Here is a 17,655-nt window from a genome sequence, read left to right on the forward strand (position 1 = left end):
ATGAATGCGAATAATTGTCCAAAAATTTGGCGGGACATCGGTTGCAAATGAAGAAGTCCGGAAATTGGTCGTACGAAAAGTTGAGAAGGTGAGAGAACAGGGGTATAGTCCTGTTGTTGTCGTTTCAGCCATGGGACGTAAGGGGGAAAACTATGCAACCGATACTCTGATTGGTTTGGCACGTTCAGCCAATAAGAATATTGCCGCCCGTGAACTTGATCATATTATGTATTGCGGGGAAATGATTTCGGCTGTTATCATGGCCAGTACCCTGCAAGCTTCCGGTATGGACGCAGTTATGCTCACCGGCGGCCAGGCGGGAATCATTACCGATGATCAGTTTAACCGGGCCCGTATTTTGAAAATTGATCCTAAAAGAATCAGCAGCCTGGTTAAAGCCGGGAAGATTCCTGTAGTTTGTGGTTTTCAGGGGGTTACTGCTGATGGGGAATTTACCACCCTCGGTCGAGGTGGCAGCGATACTACGGCGGCGGCACTGGGAGCAGCCCTTATGGCAGAAATGATTGAGATTTATACCGATGTGGACGGGATTATGACCGCTGATCCGCGTATGGTCACTAATGCGCAAATTCTTGACTGTATAAGTTATGGCGAGGTATGTCAGTTAGCACATCAGGGGGCGAAAGTCATTCACCCCCGGGCAGTGGAGATTGCCATGCAAAAAAATATTCCGCTGATGGTAAAATCTACATTTTCAGATGAACCGGGTACACTTATCACCAATATATCAGAGGGTGACCATGGTGGTACTATTGTTACTGACCGGATTGCTACCGGTGTTACTTGTTTAAATAATATTGCCCAGCTTCGAATAGATGTATATCCGGAAGAATCTTGTACGGCAAGCTTCGAAGTATTTAAATTGATGGCCGATAATCATATTAGTGTTGATTTAATCAATGTACATCCCGGCCAGATTATGTTTACCGTATCTGGAGAGGTGGTGGAAAGAGCAGCTGCTGAATTACAAAGGCATGGCTATCAAGCAGCTGTAACTTACGACTGTGCCAAGGTATCCGTTGTGGGCGGAGGTATGAGAGAAGTGCCAGGCGTTATGGCAAATTTTGTTGAGGCTTTGGCGGTAAAACATATTCCTATATTGCAGACGGTGGATTCGCATACTTCAATATCGGCGTTGGTAAAAAAAGAAGACGTACAGGCTGCCGTGACAGCCCTGCATGAAAAGTTCGGTTTAGCTGGTTAAACTGTAACAAGATTTTTATGGGAATCGAAAAACAGGAGGGGAATTTGTGAAAAACTTTGGCCGGGTCCTTACCGCGATGATTACGCCTATGTATGATGATTGTAGTGTCAATTATGCTGCCGCTGCCAATTTGGCTCGGTATTTGGTTGCTAATGGTTCGGATGGTTTGGTCGTGGCAGGAACGACAGGTGAATCGCCAACGTTGACGAAAGAGGAAAAGCTAAAACTATACAGTACTGTTTTGGAAGCTGTAGGAAATGACGCCGTGGTTATTGCAGGAACGGGTTCGAATGATACCCAGTCTTCCATAACATTGACGCAAGCGGCTCAAAAACTGGGTGTACATGGCGCCATGCTGGTAGGCCCGTATTATAATAAACCTTCTCAGGAGGGCTATTACCAGCATTTTAAAGCAATTGCCGAAAGCACAGATCTTCCTTTGATTATATATAATGTACCCGGACGAACGGGATCTAACATTCAACCAGCGACAATCGCCAGACTTGCTGAATTGGAAAATATCGTGGCAGTTAAGGAGGCCAGTGGCTCTCTTGATCAAGCTTCTGATATCCTGCGCAGTACCGAGGAACATTTTATGGTTTACAGCGGCGATGACAGTCTGACATTACCTATTTTGTCGGTTGGCGGAACAGGAGTTATCAGCGTCGCTAGTCATATTGTCGGCAAGCGTATGAAAGAGATGATTACCGCCTTTTTAACGGGTGACATCCGTCAGGCGCAAAGCATTCATCAAGGTCTTTATCCATTTTTTAAGATGATGTTTATCACTAGCAACCCTACACCGGTTAAAACCGCTGTAAACTTATTAGGATATGCTGCAGGACCGCTGCGTTTGCCGCTGATAGCGCCGACGGCAGCTGAGGCGGAACAGATTAAGGCTGCTATGCAACAGTTGCAGGTAATATAAAAAAGGAGCAATATAAATACAACCCCATTCCGATTGAATGGGGTTGTATTTATATTGTTAAAATGCATATAATAAGGCAAATCGCTTCAGGATGAGTAAAAATGGGAAATGGCAGACAGCGTTACCTGGTTGCGAAAATTAAGAATGCGGCTAATTTATATATACGGAGGTGTGCTTGTTTTTGACGAAGATACCACCAAAATTGCAAATTATTCCTTTAGGTGGCTTGGGAGAAAGCGGGAAAAATATGATGGTTATCCGTTATGGTGATGATATCATTGTGATTGATTCCGGCCTGATGTTTCCCGGAGAGGATATGCCGGGCATCGACTCGGTTATCCCGGATATTTCTTATTTAATTGATAATCAGGATTTAGTGCGCGCCATCATCTTGACCCACGGGCATGAAGCTCATATTGGTGCATTGCCATATGTTTTACGGAAATTAGATGTTCCCGTCTATGGCACAAGAATGACACTTGGAATTCTGGCCGGCAGGCTAAAGAAGAATAAACTTATACATTCTACGCTCGTTCCCGTAGAGCCCGGTGATCAACGACAAATTGGATTGTTCCAGGTTGGTTTCATCCGAGTCAGCCATAGCATTGCCGACAATGTGGCGGTTTCTGTCGGGACTCCCGCGGGAACCATTGTATATACCGGAGATTTTAAACTGGACCAGACTCCGGTGGATGGAAAGGTTACCGATTTTTACAGGTTTGCCGATCTTGGGGATCAGGGTGTGCTTGTCCTTTTATCTGACAGCACTAATGCTGAGAAGCCGGGGTATACCAGGAGTGAAAAAACGGTAGGGAGGACCTTTGATGAAATTTTTCGCATGGCCCGTGCCCGCATTATTATCGCAACTTTTGCTTCTCATATTCACCGCATACAGCAAGTCTTTGATGTTGCCTGTAAATATCAAAGAAAAGTTGCCCTCTTAGGATACAACATGGTTGAAGTGGTCAAAGTTGCGCTGGAACTGGGATATCTTAATGTACCGGACGGTGTACTAATTGAAATGGATGAGATTGGTGATTATCCGGTTTCCGGCATTGTGATCCTTACTGTCGGCAGCCAGGCTGACCCCTTGGCTGCATTAAGCCAAAGAATGATGCCGGATCACCGTAAAATGGACGTTATTCCCGGTGATACTATTGTTATTTCAACTGCCCCTATTCCCGGCAATGAAAAACTGCTGGCACGTACCATTGACTCCTTACTGCGCCAGGGAGCCGATGTTGTATATGGAACCATTTCAAAAGTTGATGTTTCCGGCCATGCAAGCCAGGAAGAATTAAAACTGATGCATAATCTGATTCGACCTAAATTTTTTGTTCCTGTTCATGGGGAATACCGTCATTTAAAAAGGCATGCGCAACTGGCGGAGGAAGTTGGAATGCCTAAGCAAAATATTTTTATTGTTGAGAACGGGCAGGTATTGGAATTCTCGCAAGATTCGGCCGCAATTGCTGGAAAGATAACGTCCGGTGATATTTTAATAGATGGTTTTGGTATCGGTGACGTGGGCAATATTGTGCTTAGGGATAGAAAACAGCTATCTCAGGACGGGATATTGATTGTGGTGATTACTATGGATAAGCAAAGTGAAACGGTAGTTTCAGGACCGGACATTGTTTCGCGGGGATTTGTCTATGTGCGTGAATCGGAACAGCTTATGGAAGAAGCTAAAGGAAAAGTAAAGCAGGCGTTGGAAATCTTCGAAAAAAGCCACATTACGGAATGGGCGTCAATAAAAAATACAGTTCGCGACATATTAGGTAAATATCTGTATGAACGGACTCGCCGCCGCCCGGTGATCTTGCCGATCATCATGGAGGTGTAGGAAGCAACCTTGTGTTAAGGTTGTTTTTTATGTGTCGTTATTGCAGGGTATGAAAGTCTATTCAACGTCAATACTATAAGTGATCAATCATATGGGAGGTAATGTGATGCTAGAAAATGACAATCCGGTAGTTCCTATGCCAGAGACTCCGGAGACACCGGATCATCCGGCAACACCTGAGCCACAAAAGAAAACAAAACGGGCAAGAAAAGCGGCGGAAACGGCCGGAAATATTCAGGAACTGGGATCGACCGAAGTTCCGACGGCGAAAAGCAATATTCATGTCATGACGATAATTGGGCAAATTGAGGGGCATATGGTACTGCCGCCACAAAATAAAACAACAAAATATGAACATATTATGCCTCAATTAGTGGCTATAGAACAGAACCCGGAGATTGAAGGCTTACTGTTATTACTAAATACAGTTGGGGGCGATGTGGAGGCGGGACTTGCTATTGCAGAATTAATTGCCAGTATGTCGAAACCGTCGGTTTCTATCGTTTTAGGCGGTGGACACAGTATTGGCGCACCTATTGCAGTTTCGGCAACCTATTCTTTTATTGTGGAAAGCGCCAGCATGACAATACATCCCATTAGACTGACAGGGCTGGTTATCGGAGCGCCAAGCTCCTTTGATTATTTGGAAAAAATGCAGGAACGGGTTAATAAATTTGTTGTTTCTCACTCAGAGATTACAGAGAAAAAATGGAAGGAGTTATTATACAAAACAGGAGAATTGTCCAGAGATATAGGGACATCGGTTATTGGCAAAGATGCCGTTCATTATGGGTTAATTAATGAAGTGGGGGGAGTGGCCCAGGCGCAACAAAAGCTACAGCAGCTCATTAGTGTACAAAAAGACAGTAAGGGGATGAAACAGTAATGATTTTATGGACAGTCATGCCGACAGAACTAATCTTTGACACGGCAGGATATCAGCCTTGTTACGAGGAAGTAAAAATGGATGGTACAAGTTTGCTGGTTGAGAGAATAAATGCTACACAATGCAAGATTGTCCGTTTGTTGGCGACCGATCCCATGCAGTTTTTGCGACCGGAGTTACAACCGGGAAGTATAGTGGAGTATTACCCGTTCATTGAGGCGCTCAGATAATAGAGCGCTTTTTTTACAAAAAATAAAGGATTTTATAGTAGGACGTAGAAAAAAATAGTTCAGGGGTGATGTAATTGCCTAAAGTTTTTTCGGAACTGACGCCGGAAACAAAGTATGAGTTGTTAGGCATTATTTTATTTACTGCAGGCGTTTTGGCATTTCTCAGTCTCCTTGGTTTGCATACCGGCCCTATTGGACTGTTTACAGCCAAATTACAGCGGTATGTATGTGGAATTGGTGCGCCTTTAGTTCCCGTAGTCGTAATGGCCATTGGTTTGCGTTATATTTGGACACGGCTTCCTATTGTCTATTCCTTGAAGTTTTGGGGCTTGTTCTTATTATACATACTTCTGTTAGCTATCTTCCATCATTTCAAGATTCCAGCCGGTGAAGAAATTTTGCCCGGAAGTTTAATACCTGGCGGTGGTATTATCGGTGGAATGCTTTTATTTTTTTTGCGTAAACTCTTCGGAGTTGACGGTTCCTTGGTAGTGCTGATTTCTTTGACTGTTTGTGCTGTTATTGGAACAACTACTTGGTCGATTCACCGCACTCTTTTTCTGGCCAGACAAAAGGCCTCAGAAGGCTTGGAGAGCGCGAGGGAGGCAATTGCCTCTGCTCGTGATACTTTAGTGGAAAAAACACTCTGGGAAGAGCCGGAGGATAGTGGCCCTATGTTTCGGCCACGGTCCTTTTACAATCAGGAAAAAGACAAACGGTATGTTGCCGATAAAACCCCGGATGAATTGCCGGAGCGTAAACCACAGTCTGCTGAATTGAATGAAACTCCGGCGGAAGTAGATTTGAACGGGAATGCAAAGGAGGACGCTTCTTATGTTTTGCCCCCCTTGTCTATCTTAAAGAAAATAGCAAAAAACAAGCAGCCAAGAGCCTCCAGAGAAATAGAAGAAAATGCCCAAATTCTTATAGGAACATTGGCAAGTTTCGGGGTAAACGCAAAAATTATCAATACCTGTCAGGGACCGGCAGTAACGCGCTATGAGCTTGAACCGGCTCCAGGCGTCAAGGTAAGTAAAATTGTTGGTCTGGCGGATGATATTGCTTTAAAATTAGCGGCAACGGGAGTTCGGATTGAGGCTCCCATACCGGGAAAAGCCGCTATTGGCATTGAAGTACCTAACAAAGATATTGCAGGAGTGCATTTGCGTGAGGTATTAGAAAGTGAAGTCATTAAAAAGACGGTTTCCAAACTTACAGTTGCTTTGGGAAAGGATATTGCCGGACAACCGATTTGGGCTGATTTAGCTAAAATGCCGCATTTATTAGTGGCAGGGGCCACCGGGTCAGGCAAAAGTGTCTGCATCAATACATTGATTACCAGTATTCTGTTTCGGGCAAAGCCAACAGAGGCGAAGTTTATTCTTATTGATCCCAAAGTGGTTGAGCTATCAAATTACAACGGAATACCCCATTTAATGACCCCGGTGGTTACCAATGCGAAAAAAGCGGCGTCATCGTTGAACTGGGCTGTCCAGGAAATGGAACGGCGTTATGCGGTTTTTGCCACTGCCGGTGTACGTGATATCAGTCGCTATAATGAAACGATAGAAGGGGAAGGTTTGCCGCTGATTGTGATCATTATCGATGAATTAGCTGATTTGATGATGGCGGCACCGGTTGATGTTGAGGACGCTATTTGCCGGCTGGCACAAAAGGCCCGGGCAGCCGGTATACACCTGGTTTTGGCCACTCAACGGCCTTCTGTTGACGTTATTACCGGTACTATTAAAGCAAATGTTCCTTCCCGTATCTCTTTTGCGGTTTCTTCACAGATTGATTCCCGAACAATTTTAGATATGGCCGGGGCGGAAAAACTTTTGGGAAAAGGGGATATGCTTTTTTATCCTGTTGGAGCGCCTAAACCGTTGCGTGTTCAAGGAGCTTTTATTTCCGATGATGAAGTAGAAAATTTGGTGAATTATATAAAACATCAGGCGGAGCCGGAGTACACAGAAGGCATTACGACCTGTGAAAGTCAAAATCAACCGCAGGAGAACAAAGAAACGGAAAGTTATGAAGATGAACTTCTGCAAGAAGCTGTGCGAATGGTGCTGGAAACGGGACAGGCATCCGTATCCATGCTGCAGCGCAAATTCCGTATTGGTTACACCCGGGCTGCCAGACTCATTGATACTATGGAAGAAATGCATATTGTCGGACCCAATATGGGCAGTAAAGCACGTGAAATATTGATGACTTCGGATCAGATTTTTGCGCGTTACTTTAAAGATGAGTAGTAAATAATGACTATTAGCATGAGTAAGGAGGATGTTTCATGAACAGCGTTGGTGAAATATTACGCTCTGAACGGGAAAAAAAAGGTTTATCAATTAAAGATGTGGAGTCGGCAACAAGTATCAGAGCCCTATACATACAGTCCATTGAACAAGGTGAATTTCAGGTGATTCCGGGGGAAGTATATCTTAAAGGATTCATTCGAAATTATGCCAACTATTTGGGGCTTAACGGTCAGGAAATGGTAAATTTATATCGTCAAGAGCAAAATCCCGCTGTTTCTCAAGAGGCTTCTGCAGAGACTAAAGGTGTTTCAGCGGAACCGTCGGACACTTCTGGCGAAAAAACAGAATCTACGGGAATACTAAAGTGGGTAATTATTCTGTTTTTAGCGATAGGGGCCAGTGGAGCGGCATGGTGGTTTATTGGTGGAACTCAGGAGCCGGAGGCAACACCTCCGCCGGTTAATAAACAACAGCAAGCCGCTCCGGCTCCTGCACCGGTTCCCGTTACACCTCCGACTCAGCAAGCTCCACCTGCTCCTGCGGTCCAGGCTAAACCTGTTAGTGTAACGGCAAAATTTACCGAGGCAAGCTGGATATCTGTAACTATTGACGGGAAAAATAGTTTTGAGGGTATTCCTCAGGCAGGCGAATCCATGACTTGGGATGCGCAGAAGAGCATTGCAGTAAAACTGGGAAATGCCGGTGGCGTAGACTGGGTATATAACGGTCAAGCGGTGGGAAAACTCGGAAATAAAGGTGAAGTCGTAACAAAGATCTTTAATGCAAAACAATAAAAGCCTATTCAGGCTTTTTTATTTTGGGAGTTAAATATAATGAATAGATTTTTACCAATATCGATGGATGATGTAAAAAAACGGGGCTGGTCACAGTTGGATTTTATCCTGGTAAGCGGAGATGCTTATGTTGATCATCCCAGTTTTGGTCCGGCCATCATCGGCCGGCTGTTAGAGAAATATGGCTATAAGGTGGGAATCATTGCTCAGCCGGATTGGCGTTCGGTAACTGACTTTAAAAAGCTGGGTAAACCGCGCCTGGGGTTTTTGGTCACTGCCGGCAATTTGGATTCTATGCTGAATAAATTTACGGCAGCAAAAAAATACCGCAGCACGGACAGTTATTCTCCCGGAGGAGTAGCGGGGCAACGGCCTGATCGTGCCGCAATTGTTTATTCCAACCGGATACGGGAAGCATATAAACATGTCCCGGTTATCGTAGGGGGAATTGAAGCCAGCCTTAGGCGCTTTGCCCATTATGATTATTGGTCGGACAGCGTACGCCGTTCCTTATTGATTGATAGTAAAGCTGATCTGTTGATTTATGGCATGGGGGAAAAACAAAGTCTTGAAATTGCCAGGCAGTTAGCAGAAGGTATTAATGTGGCAAATATCCGCGATGTCCGCGGAACCTGCTACCGCACACCTGATCTGGAACATTTATGGGATTTTATTGAGGTCCCGGACTATAGCGCTGTTAGTACGAATAAACGAAGTTTTGCAGAGGCTTTTAAAGTGCAATATCTGGAACAGGATCCGATTCGGGGGAAAATTATTGTTCAACAGTTCGATAATCAGTATGTGGTACAGAACCCCCCTGCACTCCCGTTATCTACGGTAGAAATGGATGAAATCTACGGCCTGCCGTATCAACGGACCTATCATCCGGTGTATGAAGCAGTCGGTGGAGTGCCTGCCATTCAGGAGGTGAAGTTCAGTATTGTAAGCCACCGTGGCTGTTTTGGCGGGTGTTCTTTTTGTGCCATTGTTTCCCATCAAGGAAGAATCATACAGAACCGCAGTAAGGAATCCATTGTGACAGAAGCCAGACTGATTACGGCGCTGCCTGACTTCAAAGGCTATATCCATGATGTGGGAGGACCAACGGCAAATTTCAGGCAGCCCTCCTGCCAGACGCAATTGGAGCGGGGCTCCTGCCGGGGACGGCAATGCCTTCACCCGGAGCCATGCAGCAGACTGAATGCTGATCATTCGGAATATTTGGATATGTTAAGAACAATACGGTCTCTGCCAAAGGTGAAAAAGGTCTTTATCCGTTCCGGATTGCGGTACGATTATCTGCTGGCTGGAAATAATAAAGAGTTTTTACGGGAACTTTGTAAGTATCATGTAAGCGGGCAGCTAAAAATTGCTCCTGAGCATATTGCGCCGCAAGTAACTCGGCTTATGGGCAAAGCAGGAAAAAGTATTTACCTTAAATTTATGAAAGACTATCAACGCATCAACCAAGAAATTGGCAAAGAGCAGTATTTGGTACCTTATTTCATGTCCAGTCATCCAGGGGCCGGACTAAAAGAAGCGGTCGAACTGGCGGAGTTTATTCGTGATTTAGGGTATCGTCCCGAGCAAGTGCAGGATTTCATTCCCACACCGGGAAGTCTGTCAACATGTATGTACTATACCGGCATCCATCCATTAACCGGTGAAAAAGTATATGTGGCTAAAGATCGTCATGAAAAAAAATTGCAGCGAGCTTTACTGCAATACCGTGATCCTAAATATTATCAACTGGTGTACGAAGCACTTACTAAAGCCAAACGGCAGGATCTGATCGGTTTCGGACCAAAATGTCTTATTCGTCCGCAACAGCATAGTCAGCCTAGGCAGAAGGGAATAAGTACAGACTTATCTTTTTCAAACAAACGGCTTGACCGGTTTTCTGTGGGGGATGCAAGGATGAAAAAGGCTGTACGAAAGAAGCGACGCTGATAACATTACGGATCTAGGCTATACTAACAATAGAACAATGATTGTAGCGAAGCATAAATGGATCCTGCCAGTAGTACGGTTGTTCCAAAGGTTCATTATAGTCATCTGTGGATGGTTCCTATTTTCTTTATGGTTATGAAAATTAGTAGAATCAAAGCAGTAGCGTCATTTCTTAGTAGGAAATTTTTCTTGCATGACGAAAGAATAAAAGGTATAGTATTATTGTTTTGTATTTACGTTTAGTTGGAGGGAATATATGCGACGTTATTTATGGGTCTTATTTGTTTCCTATTTATTGATCATCGCAGTCGTCTCGGGTAGCACCTACCTGTCTGGACAAGCAGGGAAACAACAAGAAAAAGATGCCAAAAGTATTACCGTATATACAGCATTGCCTCTGGAGCAAATAGAGCCTTTGGCTCAGGATTTCGAAAGCAGTCAGGGTATTCGGGTCAATATTGTACCTTTGTCTGAGAATGATCTGATTACAAGGGTAAATAGTGAAAAAAGTACACCGCAGGCGGATTTAGTTTTAGCGAATCAGTCGGTGCTGGAACAGTTAAAGACTGCTAAAGCACTGCTGCCTTACACCTCTGAACAGACAGACATTATTCCTCACCGCTTTGTTGATAAGGATAATTATTGGACAGGCATTTGGTATGATCCGATCGTATTTGCCGTTAACCGGGATTTCCTGAAAAAAATGCCGCAACCGCTTACGAAATGGACAAATTTAGTACAGGCATCCGATTCAGCGAATGTCAATACGGCCAGCCATGAAAATGAAGCGAATCCCGCCAGTCAACCTGACAATAACAAGGATGTTCATGTTTCTGATAGAACAACAACGGATGCTAAATTAGCAACGAAACCAGCAGCCGCAGTTAATAATCTAAGGGTTGGAATTACTGATTTTCTGGCTTCGGAGGCTTCGGCGAATTTGTTATATACATTAGTATCGGTTAACGGAGAAAATCAGACACTGGCCTTTTTTAAGCAGCTTCATCCGCACATTGTACAATATGCCAAGTTTTTGGCTACTCCTGTTCGAATGGCTGCTTTGAGTGAGGTGGATATCGCCATTGCTGTTCAAAGTGAAGCCATGCGTTATGTACGGGACAATTTTCCGCTGACCATTCTTTATCCTGAAGAAGGGACCGCTTATCTGTTGACAGGAGCGGCTCTGGTAAAGGATTCTTCCCATAGTGCGGAAGCCAAACAGTTTCTTGAATGGCTGATACAAGATCATGCGCAGGCAGTCTTACAGAAAAATAAGTTGTATTTTATCCCGGCTAATCCGGCAAATCAGGCTTATAAGGAATATGAAGCCCAGAATATTAAATTGTTAGAGAATCGCGTGAATGACCGGGAGCAGCAACGCCAACTGCTTGACCGGTGGGTAGCGACAGTGCGTTTAAATACAAAACAGTAGTGGTTAACCCTGTAGAAGTTTAGGAGGAGAATTCATGTTAAAAGCCGGGTTTGTCAGCCTAGGCTGTGCTAAAAATCTTGTTGATACGGAAGTGATGCTGGGGATGCTGTCGGCCAATCAAGTGGAGATTGTCGATGATCCCCAGGCAGCAGATATTCTAATTGTTAATACTTGCAGTTTTATTGATTCGGCTAAGGAAGAATCTATTTCAACCGTATTGCAGATGGCTGAATATAAAAAAAACGGAAGATGCCGTGGGTTAATTGTTGCCGGATGCCTAGGGCAACGATACCGGCAGGATCTTTTAGCGGAACTGCCGGAAATCGATGCCATTATAGGGACCGGGGCATGGCACCGCATAAATGAAGCCGTTGCGGCCGTACTGGCGGGTAAAAGGGTGGTTCTTGCTGATAAAATTAATACTATTTATGATGAAACTATGCCACGGATTAATGCCACTCCTTTTTATAGTGCCTATATTAAAGTCGCGGAGGGCTGCAGTAATTGCTGTTCTTACTGTGTGATTCCTCAGGTACGGGGGAACTTTCGCAGCCGTTCGGTTGAATCTATTATTACGGAAGCTAAGAACTTGGCTGCGCGCGGCATTAAAGAAATTAATCTTATTGCTCAGGATACGACCAGTTATGGCCGGGATTTATATAATAAACCTTATTTAAGCTATTTACTGAAAGAACTTGTTCAAGTAGAAGATATTGCCTGGATTCGTTTATTATATTGTTATCCCAAATATTTTACTGATGAATTGATTGATATGATTGCTGCTAATGCTAAGATCTGCAAATATATTGATTTACCGCTGCAGCATGTGCATGACGATATATTGCAGGCTATGTACCGGAAGGATAATCGCAGTGAGTTGGAGAATTTACTGAAAAAGTTACGTGAGCGAATTCCGGGAGTTGCCATCCGTACTTCCTTTATTGTCGGTTTTCCCGGCGAGACGGATGCACAGTTTCAAGATTTGAAACGGTTTATCCAGGAGCAGAAATTTGAACGGGTAGGTGTTTTTACCTATTCCCGTGAAGAGGGAACCCCGGCTGCTACATTGCCTGAGCAAGTGCCTGATGAGGTAAAACAGGAGCGTTATCATGAACTAATGGCGCTTCAGTGCCAGATATCCGAAGAGTTGAATCATGGCATGGAAGGCACTACTCTTGACGTTTTGGTAGAGAGCATTGATTCACAGCAGCCGGCTACAGTAGCGGGACGTTCGTACCGTGAGGCACCGGATATCGACGGGCAGATTTTTGTTGAGAATGCAGCAGGTGTCCGGATTGGTCAATTGATTAAAGCCAAAGTTGTACAGGGTTTTACGTATGATCTGGTAGCAGAAAAGCTTCCTGAGAAGGTATAGCGAACAACGGAGAATTGGCATAATAGTAGTGGCATTGTCCTACTATTTTCTTTTTCTTGCTTATCAGGGAGTTTTTCCAAAAGGTTGGTTGCGGTGTTAGACAGCCTATTTTGATAGATACTGTGAGGGCTTGTTATGATTGTTGAAATAGTAACTACGGGTACGGAGTTATTACTCGGACAAATTGTTAATAGTAATGCGGCCTATTTGGCGGCAAAACTTAATGAATTTGGCTTTGATGTATTGTATCAGACAACAGTTGGAGATAATAGGGAAAGAATGCAGGAAGTCCTGCTTCATGCATTACGGCGGGCGGATATCGTGATTACTTCCGGTGGCTTAGGACCTACCCAGGGGGATATAACCAGAGAAGTGACAGCCAAGATATGTAACCGAGAGCTGCAATTGCACCAACCCAGCCTGGAACGCATCAAAGAGATTTTTGCCCGTCGGATGGTTGCTATGCCTGAAAGTAATGTTCGGCAGGCGATGATTCCGGAAGGCGCAGTTGTTGTCAATAATGACAAGGGAACTGCGCCAGGGGTTATTTTAGAGATTGACGGCAAAATGATCGTTAATCTCCCGGGGCCGCCGAGTGAGCTGAAATCTATGTTTCAGCATTCGGTGCTTCCTTACTTGCAAAAGCATTTCGGCCTGCAAGGAACTATCATCTCCAGGGTGTTGCATACTTACGGGATCAGTGAATCCGTGTTAGAAGAGCAAATTAAGGATTTTATACTGTCGCAGAGCAATCCTACCCTGGCCTTATTGGTGCGCCAGGGCGGTGAAATTATCATACGTCTTACGGCCAAAGGAGAAAGCGCGGAAGCTGCAAAGCTTCTTATTGCCGGTTTAGAAGAAAAACTTCGTCAACGCATTGGTGAATTTATTTTCGGAGTGGATGGACAAAGTATGGAATTGGTTGTGGGTCAGAGTTTATCAGCGAAACGGTTGAAAATTTCGTTTGCGGAATCCTGTACCGGTGGACTGGTTTCAAGCCGGATGACCGATGTGGCTGGCAGCTCAGACTATCTCTTAGGGTCAATTGTATGTTATGATAATAGCATAAAAATTTCCCAGGTAGGTGTGCCGGCGGAGATACTTGCTGCGCATGGAGCTGTCAGTTATCAGACGGCCGAAGCGATGGCTTCGGGAATTCGTAATACTTTTAAGTCGGATATTGGTGTTGGTATTACCGGGATCGCCGGTCCGGGCGGCGGCAGTGCGGATAAACCTGTCGGACTGGTATTTGTTGCGATTGACGGCCCTTTGGGACTAAAGCATTATCAATTAAATTTTAGCGGTCAACGTACTTATATTAAAGATCGTACCGCAAAAACTACTCTTAATCTAGTGCGACAGTATGTTGGAGAGTTATCATAGGGAGGATATAATCATTGAAAGACAATAATACTTTATTTGGCGATATTCCATTGAGTAAAAAGCTGTGTTCGGCTATCACGGCTATGGGGTTCGAAGAGCCTTCGCCGATTCAGTCGAAAACTATTCCGCTGGTTTTGGAAGGACACGATGTTATTGGGCAGGCTCAAACAGGAACCGGTAAAACGGCTGCTTTTGGCATCCCGGTTATTGAGCGCCTTACGGAGCAGCGGCAAATACAGGCACTGGTGCTTACACCGACACGGGAGTTAGCTATTCAGGTTTCGGAAGAATTAGCTAAAATCGGTAAGTTTCGTCGCATTAAAACCTTACCAATCTATGGAGGCCAGTCTATTGACCGGCAAATACGGGCATTGCAATTCGGTGTTCAGGTGGTGATCGGGACCCCGGGACGGCTGCTGGATCATATTCGGCGCAATACAATTAAATTAAATGCTGTCAATATGCTGGTGCTGGATGAAGCCGATGAAATGCTGGATATGGGTTTTGTGGATGACATTGAAACTATTTTGCAAAATATTCCGGCTGAGGGACGGCAAACCCTGCTATTTTCGGCGACCATGCCTAAACCCATTGCGGCTTTGGCAGCAAAATATATGAAAAATCCTAAGACCGTTACGGTTAGCAAAGAGCAACTGACGGTACCGCTGATTGACCAGATTTATTACGAAACGAGGGATAAACTGGATGGCTTATGCCGTGTACTAGACTTGGAAACAGCGGATAAACTGATTATTTTTTGCCGCACCAAGCGGGGTGTGGACGATCTAGTTGTATCGCTGCAGGCCAGAGGCTTTATGGCCGATGGGTTGCACGGCGATTTAAGTCAGTCGCAGCGGGACAAAGTTATGAAAAAATTCCGGGATGGCAAGCTGGAAATTTTAATCGCTACCGATGTGGCTGCACGGGGACTTGATATTGATCATGTGAGTCATGTTATAAATTACGATATACCACAGGATCATGAATCCTATGTCCACCGGATCGGCAGAACGGGCCGTGCCGGGAAAAAAGGCATTGCCATTACTTTTATCGGCCCGCGTGAATATCGGCAGTTGAAGCTCATCGAAACTTTGGCCAAAACACGGATTATCCGCAAGCAATTGCCGTCACCGGCAGATGTGCTGGAACGGCAGCGGGATTTACTGAAGAGCCGCTTAAGCCATACCGTTGAACAGGGCGGTTTCAGTGATTATCATACGATAGTATCCGAGCTGGCAGCTGATTACGATCCACTGGATATTGCTGCAGCAGCTCTAAAGCTTTTCCAGGAAGGTTTTAAGGAAAAACCGGATAGTGGAGAGGGAAATAATTTTGCTAATACAGGCGGTCAGCCAGGGATGGTGCGGTTATTTATGAATGCTGGTAAAGCCCAGAAAATACGGGCTGAAGATGTGGTACGCACGATTGCCAGTGAAGCGGATATCCCGGGTAGCCGGATCGGTTTAATTAATATCTATGAAAAGTTCAGTTTTGTGGAAGTGCCGGAGGATGTGGCGGAACGGGTCATTTCCGTTATGCACAGAAACACGATTAAGGGTTATAAAATTAATGTAGAACCAGCAAAAGGACGTTAAAATGGGGGGCTGATCACCCTCCTTTTTAATACTTGACAAATCGAACAAGTGTTTGTAAAATAAAAATGTAAGCAAGGGAGAGGATGTGCGGAATGGATAAGCTGAAAGTAATAGAAAGCGTCGTCAAACAGGTGGAGAAGGATTTTGGTAAGGGAGCCATCATGAAGCTGGGGGAAGCGGTGGCTAAGATGAATGTAGAAGTCATTCCCACCGGTTCACTGTCTCTCGACGCAGCTCTGGGGGTAGGCGGAGTACCGCGTGGCCGGGTTGTGGAAATATATGGACAGGAATCTTCCGGGAAAACTACAGTGGCGTTACATATTATCGCTCAGGCACAAAAGACGGGTGGCTTCGCCGCTTTTATTGACGCGGAGCATGCTCTCGATCCTGTTTATGCACGTAAACTGGGAGTTGACATTGACAATCTGTTGATATCCCAGCCGGATAATGGTGAGCAGGCATTGGAAATTGCCGAAGCACTGGTACGCAGTAATGCTATTGACGTGATTGTCGTGGATTCGGTGGCGGCATTAGTACCTAAAGCGGAAATTGACGGTGACATGGGAGACTCCCATGTTGGTTTACAGGCACGTCTCATGTCACAGGCATTGCGCAAACTTACCGGTATTCTCAGTAAATCCCGTACTACGGCTGTGTTTATCAATCAAATCAGGGAAAAGGTCGGAGTCATGTTTGGTAACCCGGAAACCACAACAGGTGGACGGGCGCTAAAATTTTACTCTTCCGTGCGCCTGGAAGTAAGAAAGGGAGAACCGCTCAAACAAGGGAATGATGTCGTCGGCAGCCGGACCAAGGTAAAAGTGGTTAAAAACAAAATAGCTCCTCCCTTTAAACAAGCTGAATTCGACATTATGTACGGTGAAGGCATTTCCCGCGAAGGCAGTATCGTAGATATGGCTGCTGACCTGGAAATTATCAATAAGAGCGGCGCGTGGTATTCTTATGGTGATAATCGCCTCGGACAAGGACGCGAGAATGTAAAGGAATTTTTGAAAGAAAACGCCGATATAGCTAATGAATTAGAAGCTAAAATCCGTGAGGCATTGGCAATTGCGCCAGTTAAATCAGCGGCTTATAGTGAAGCGGGGGAGAGTTTGAGTGAGGAATAAACGGGAAGCGTTACCCGCAGCGGTGAGTTTGCTGGCACGCCGGGATTATAGTGAGTACGAATTGCGTTGTCGTCTGCAGGCCAAAGGCTATGATGAACTGGCAGTTGGCGAAGCTGTTCGTAGATTAAAAGAGCGCGGTTATCTAAATGAGGCCGCGCTTTGCCATGCACTGTACAGCAAATGGATAAACAGCGGCAAATTCGGATTAAAATCTATCGTATATAAATTAAAACAACGGGGATTTTCCGAAGATATGATACAAGAAATGATGGCTGGATATGATTTGGATGCAGAGCAGGAAAGAGCATATATTTTAATAAAAAAGAGGTTTGGTGAATTGAATTGGGATGGACAAAAACAAAAAATTGTCCGTTATTTAAACGGAAAAGGATTTACTGATTCGATTATTGCCAGAATTTTTGATCAAATTCAGTAAGTTTATACTCAATGCGCGTTATTTAAGGGCTGGCTGGCTTGACACTAATTTCAAAAAGCTTTACAATAAAAGTGCTTAATCTTGCGGCATTATGGATTAGCCAAACTTTTAAGAGTCCTTTTGCTAAGGGGGAGCAAAAAGGTGAAGAAACTTTTAAAAGCCGAGTAAATATTGCTCGGCTTTG

Annotated in this window: 14 protein-coding genes; all 14 read left to right on the forward strand. The window is 44.7% G+C overall.

The genetic code is table 11. From position 1 onward, the window contains the following. Positions 1-4: 4 nt before the first annotated feature. The 14 genes from dapG (at position 5) to P22_RS11155 (ending at position 17,471) form a co-directional block, all read left to right on the forward strand. Positions 5-1,225, forward strand: coding sequence for an aspartate kinase (dapG, locus tag P22_RS11090; protein WP_054260308.1), 1,221 nt, complete (start codon positions 5-7; stop codon positions 1,223-1,225). Between the two features lie 46 nt (positions 1,226-1,271). Then, on the forward strand, positions 1,272-2,153 hold the full coding sequence (dapA, locus tag P22_RS11095) for a 4-hydroxy-tetrahydrodipicolinate synthase (protein ID WP_054260309.1): 882 nt from the start codon (positions 1,272-1,274) through the stop codon (positions 2,151-2,153). 181 nt (positions 2,154-2,334) lie between these two features. Beyond that, positions 2,335-3,999 (forward strand): ribonuclease J, encoded by a 1,665-nt coding sequence (locus P22_RS11100; protein ID WP_054260408.1) that lies wholly within the window; start codon positions 2,335-2,337, stop codon positions 3,997-3,999. Between the two features lie 106 nt (positions 4,000-4,105). After that, on the forward strand, positions 4,106-4,885 hold the full coding sequence (locus P22_RS11105) for a ClpP family protease (RefSeq protein ID WP_054260310.1): 780 nt from the start codon (positions 4,106-4,108) through the stop codon (positions 4,883-4,885). Continuing rightward, on the forward strand, positions 4,885-5,115 hold the full coding sequence (locus tag P22_RS11110; RefSeq protein ID WP_054260311.1) for a YlzJ-like family protein: 231 nt from the start codon (positions 4,885-4,887) through the stop codon (positions 5,113-5,115). The genes P22_RS11105 and P22_RS11110 overlap by 1 nt, the downstream gene beginning before the upstream one ends. A 74-nt stretch (positions 5,116-5,189) precedes the next feature. Then, positions 5,190-7,373, forward strand: coding sequence for an FtsK/SpoIIIE family DNA translocase (locus P22_RS11115; RefSeq protein ID WP_054260312.1), 2,184 nt, complete (start codon positions 5,190-5,192; stop codon positions 7,371-7,373). A gap of 38 nt (positions 7,374-7,411) precedes the next feature. Next, a complete protein-coding gene (locus tag P22_RS11120) occupies positions 7,412-8,170 on the forward strand; it encodes a helix-turn-helix domain-containing protein (protein WP_054260313.1) in 759 nt (252 codons plus the stop codon). Positions 8,171-8,209: 39 nt separating this feature from the next. Beyond that, positions 8,210-10,120, forward strand: coding sequence for a YgiQ family radical SAM protein (locus tag P22_RS11125; protein WP_172675838.1), 1,911 nt, complete (start codon positions 8,210-8,212; stop codon positions 10,118-10,120). A gap of 256 nt (positions 10,121-10,376) precedes the next feature. After that, the gene (locus P22_RS11130; protein WP_054260315.1) at positions 10,377-11,552 is read left to right on the forward strand and encodes an ABC transporter substrate-binding protein; all 1,176 of its coding nucleotides are present in this window, start codon (positions 10,377-10,379) and stop codon (positions 11,550-11,552) included. Positions 11,553-11,586: 34 nt separating this feature from the next. Beyond that, entirely contained in the window at positions 11,587-12,927 is a 1,341-nt protein-coding gene (gene rimO, locus P22_RS11135; protein WP_054260316.1) for a 30S ribosomal protein S12 methylthiotransferase RimO, read from the forward strand. Positions 12,928-13,062: 135 nt separating this feature from the next. Further along, positions 13,063-14,310, forward strand: coding sequence for a competence/damage-inducible protein A (locus tag P22_RS11140; RefSeq protein WP_054260317.1), 1,248 nt, complete (start codon positions 13,063-13,065; stop codon positions 14,308-14,310). Positions 14,311-14,324: 14 nt separating this feature from the next. Further along, positions 14,325-15,905 carry a DEAD/DEAH box helicase gene (locus tag P22_RS11145; RefSeq protein WP_054260318.1) on the forward strand — a complete coding sequence of 527 codons (1,581 nt, stop codon included), beginning with the start codon at positions 14,325-14,327 and terminating at the stop codon, positions 15,903-15,905. An 83-nt stretch (positions 15,906-15,988) separates the two neighbouring features. Then, complete coding sequence (recA, locus tag P22_RS11150; RefSeq protein ID WP_054260319.1) at positions 15,989-17,035, forward strand: recombinase RecA; 1,047 nt, start codon at positions 15,989-15,991, stop codon at positions 17,033-17,035. After that, positions 17,025-17,471, forward strand: a complete 447-nt coding sequence (locus P22_RS11155; protein ID WP_054260320.1) for a regulatory protein RecX — start codon at positions 17,025-17,027, stop codon at positions 17,469-17,471. Before recA ends, P22_RS11155 begins: the two co-directional genes overlap by 11 nt. The last annotated feature ends 184 nt before the right edge of the window (positions 17,472-17,655 follow it).

Origin of the sequence: Propionispora sp. 2/2-37, from assembly GCF_001298735.1 — a bacterium.
In the GTDB taxonomy this organism is placed as follows: domain Bacteria; phylum Bacillota; class Negativicutes; order Propionisporales; family Propionisporaceae; genus Propionispora.

Bases quoted from the DNA above. Each gene is read 5' to 3' on its own strand.
- P22_RS11110 (WP_054260311.1), top strand. From the start codon at position 4,885: ATGATTTTATGGACAGTCATGCCGACAGAACTAATCTTTGACACGGCA.
- P22_RS11105 (WP_054260310.1), top strand. From the start codon at position 4,106: ATGCTAGAAAATGACAATCCGGTAGTTCCTATGCCAGAGACTCCGGAG.
- P22_RS11120 (WP_054260313.1), top strand. From the start codon at position 7,412: ATGAACAGCGTTGGTGAAATATTACGCTCTGAACGGGAAAAAAAAGGT.
- dapG (WP_054260308.1), top strand. From the start codon at position 5: ATGCGAATAATTGTCCAAAAATTTGGCGGGACATCGGTTGCAAATGAA.
- P22_RS11125 (WP_172675838.1), top strand. From the start codon at position 8,210: ATGAATAGATTTTTACCAATATCGATGGATGATGTAAAAAAACGGGGC.
- rimO (WP_054260316.1), top strand. From the start codon at position 11,587: ATGTTAAAAGCCGGGTTTGTCAGCCTAGGCTGTGCTAAAAATCTTGTT.
- recA (WP_054260319.1), top strand. From the start codon at position 15,989: ATGTGCGGAATGGATAAGCTGAAAGTAATAGAAAGCGTCGTCAAACAG.
- P22_RS11140 (WP_054260317.1), top strand. From the start codon at position 13,063: ATGATTGTTGAAATAGTAACTACGGGTACGGAGTTATTACTCGGACAA.
- P22_RS11130 (WP_054260315.1), top strand. From the start codon at position 10,377: ATGCGACGTTATTTATGGGTCTTATTTGTTTCCTATTTATTGATCATC.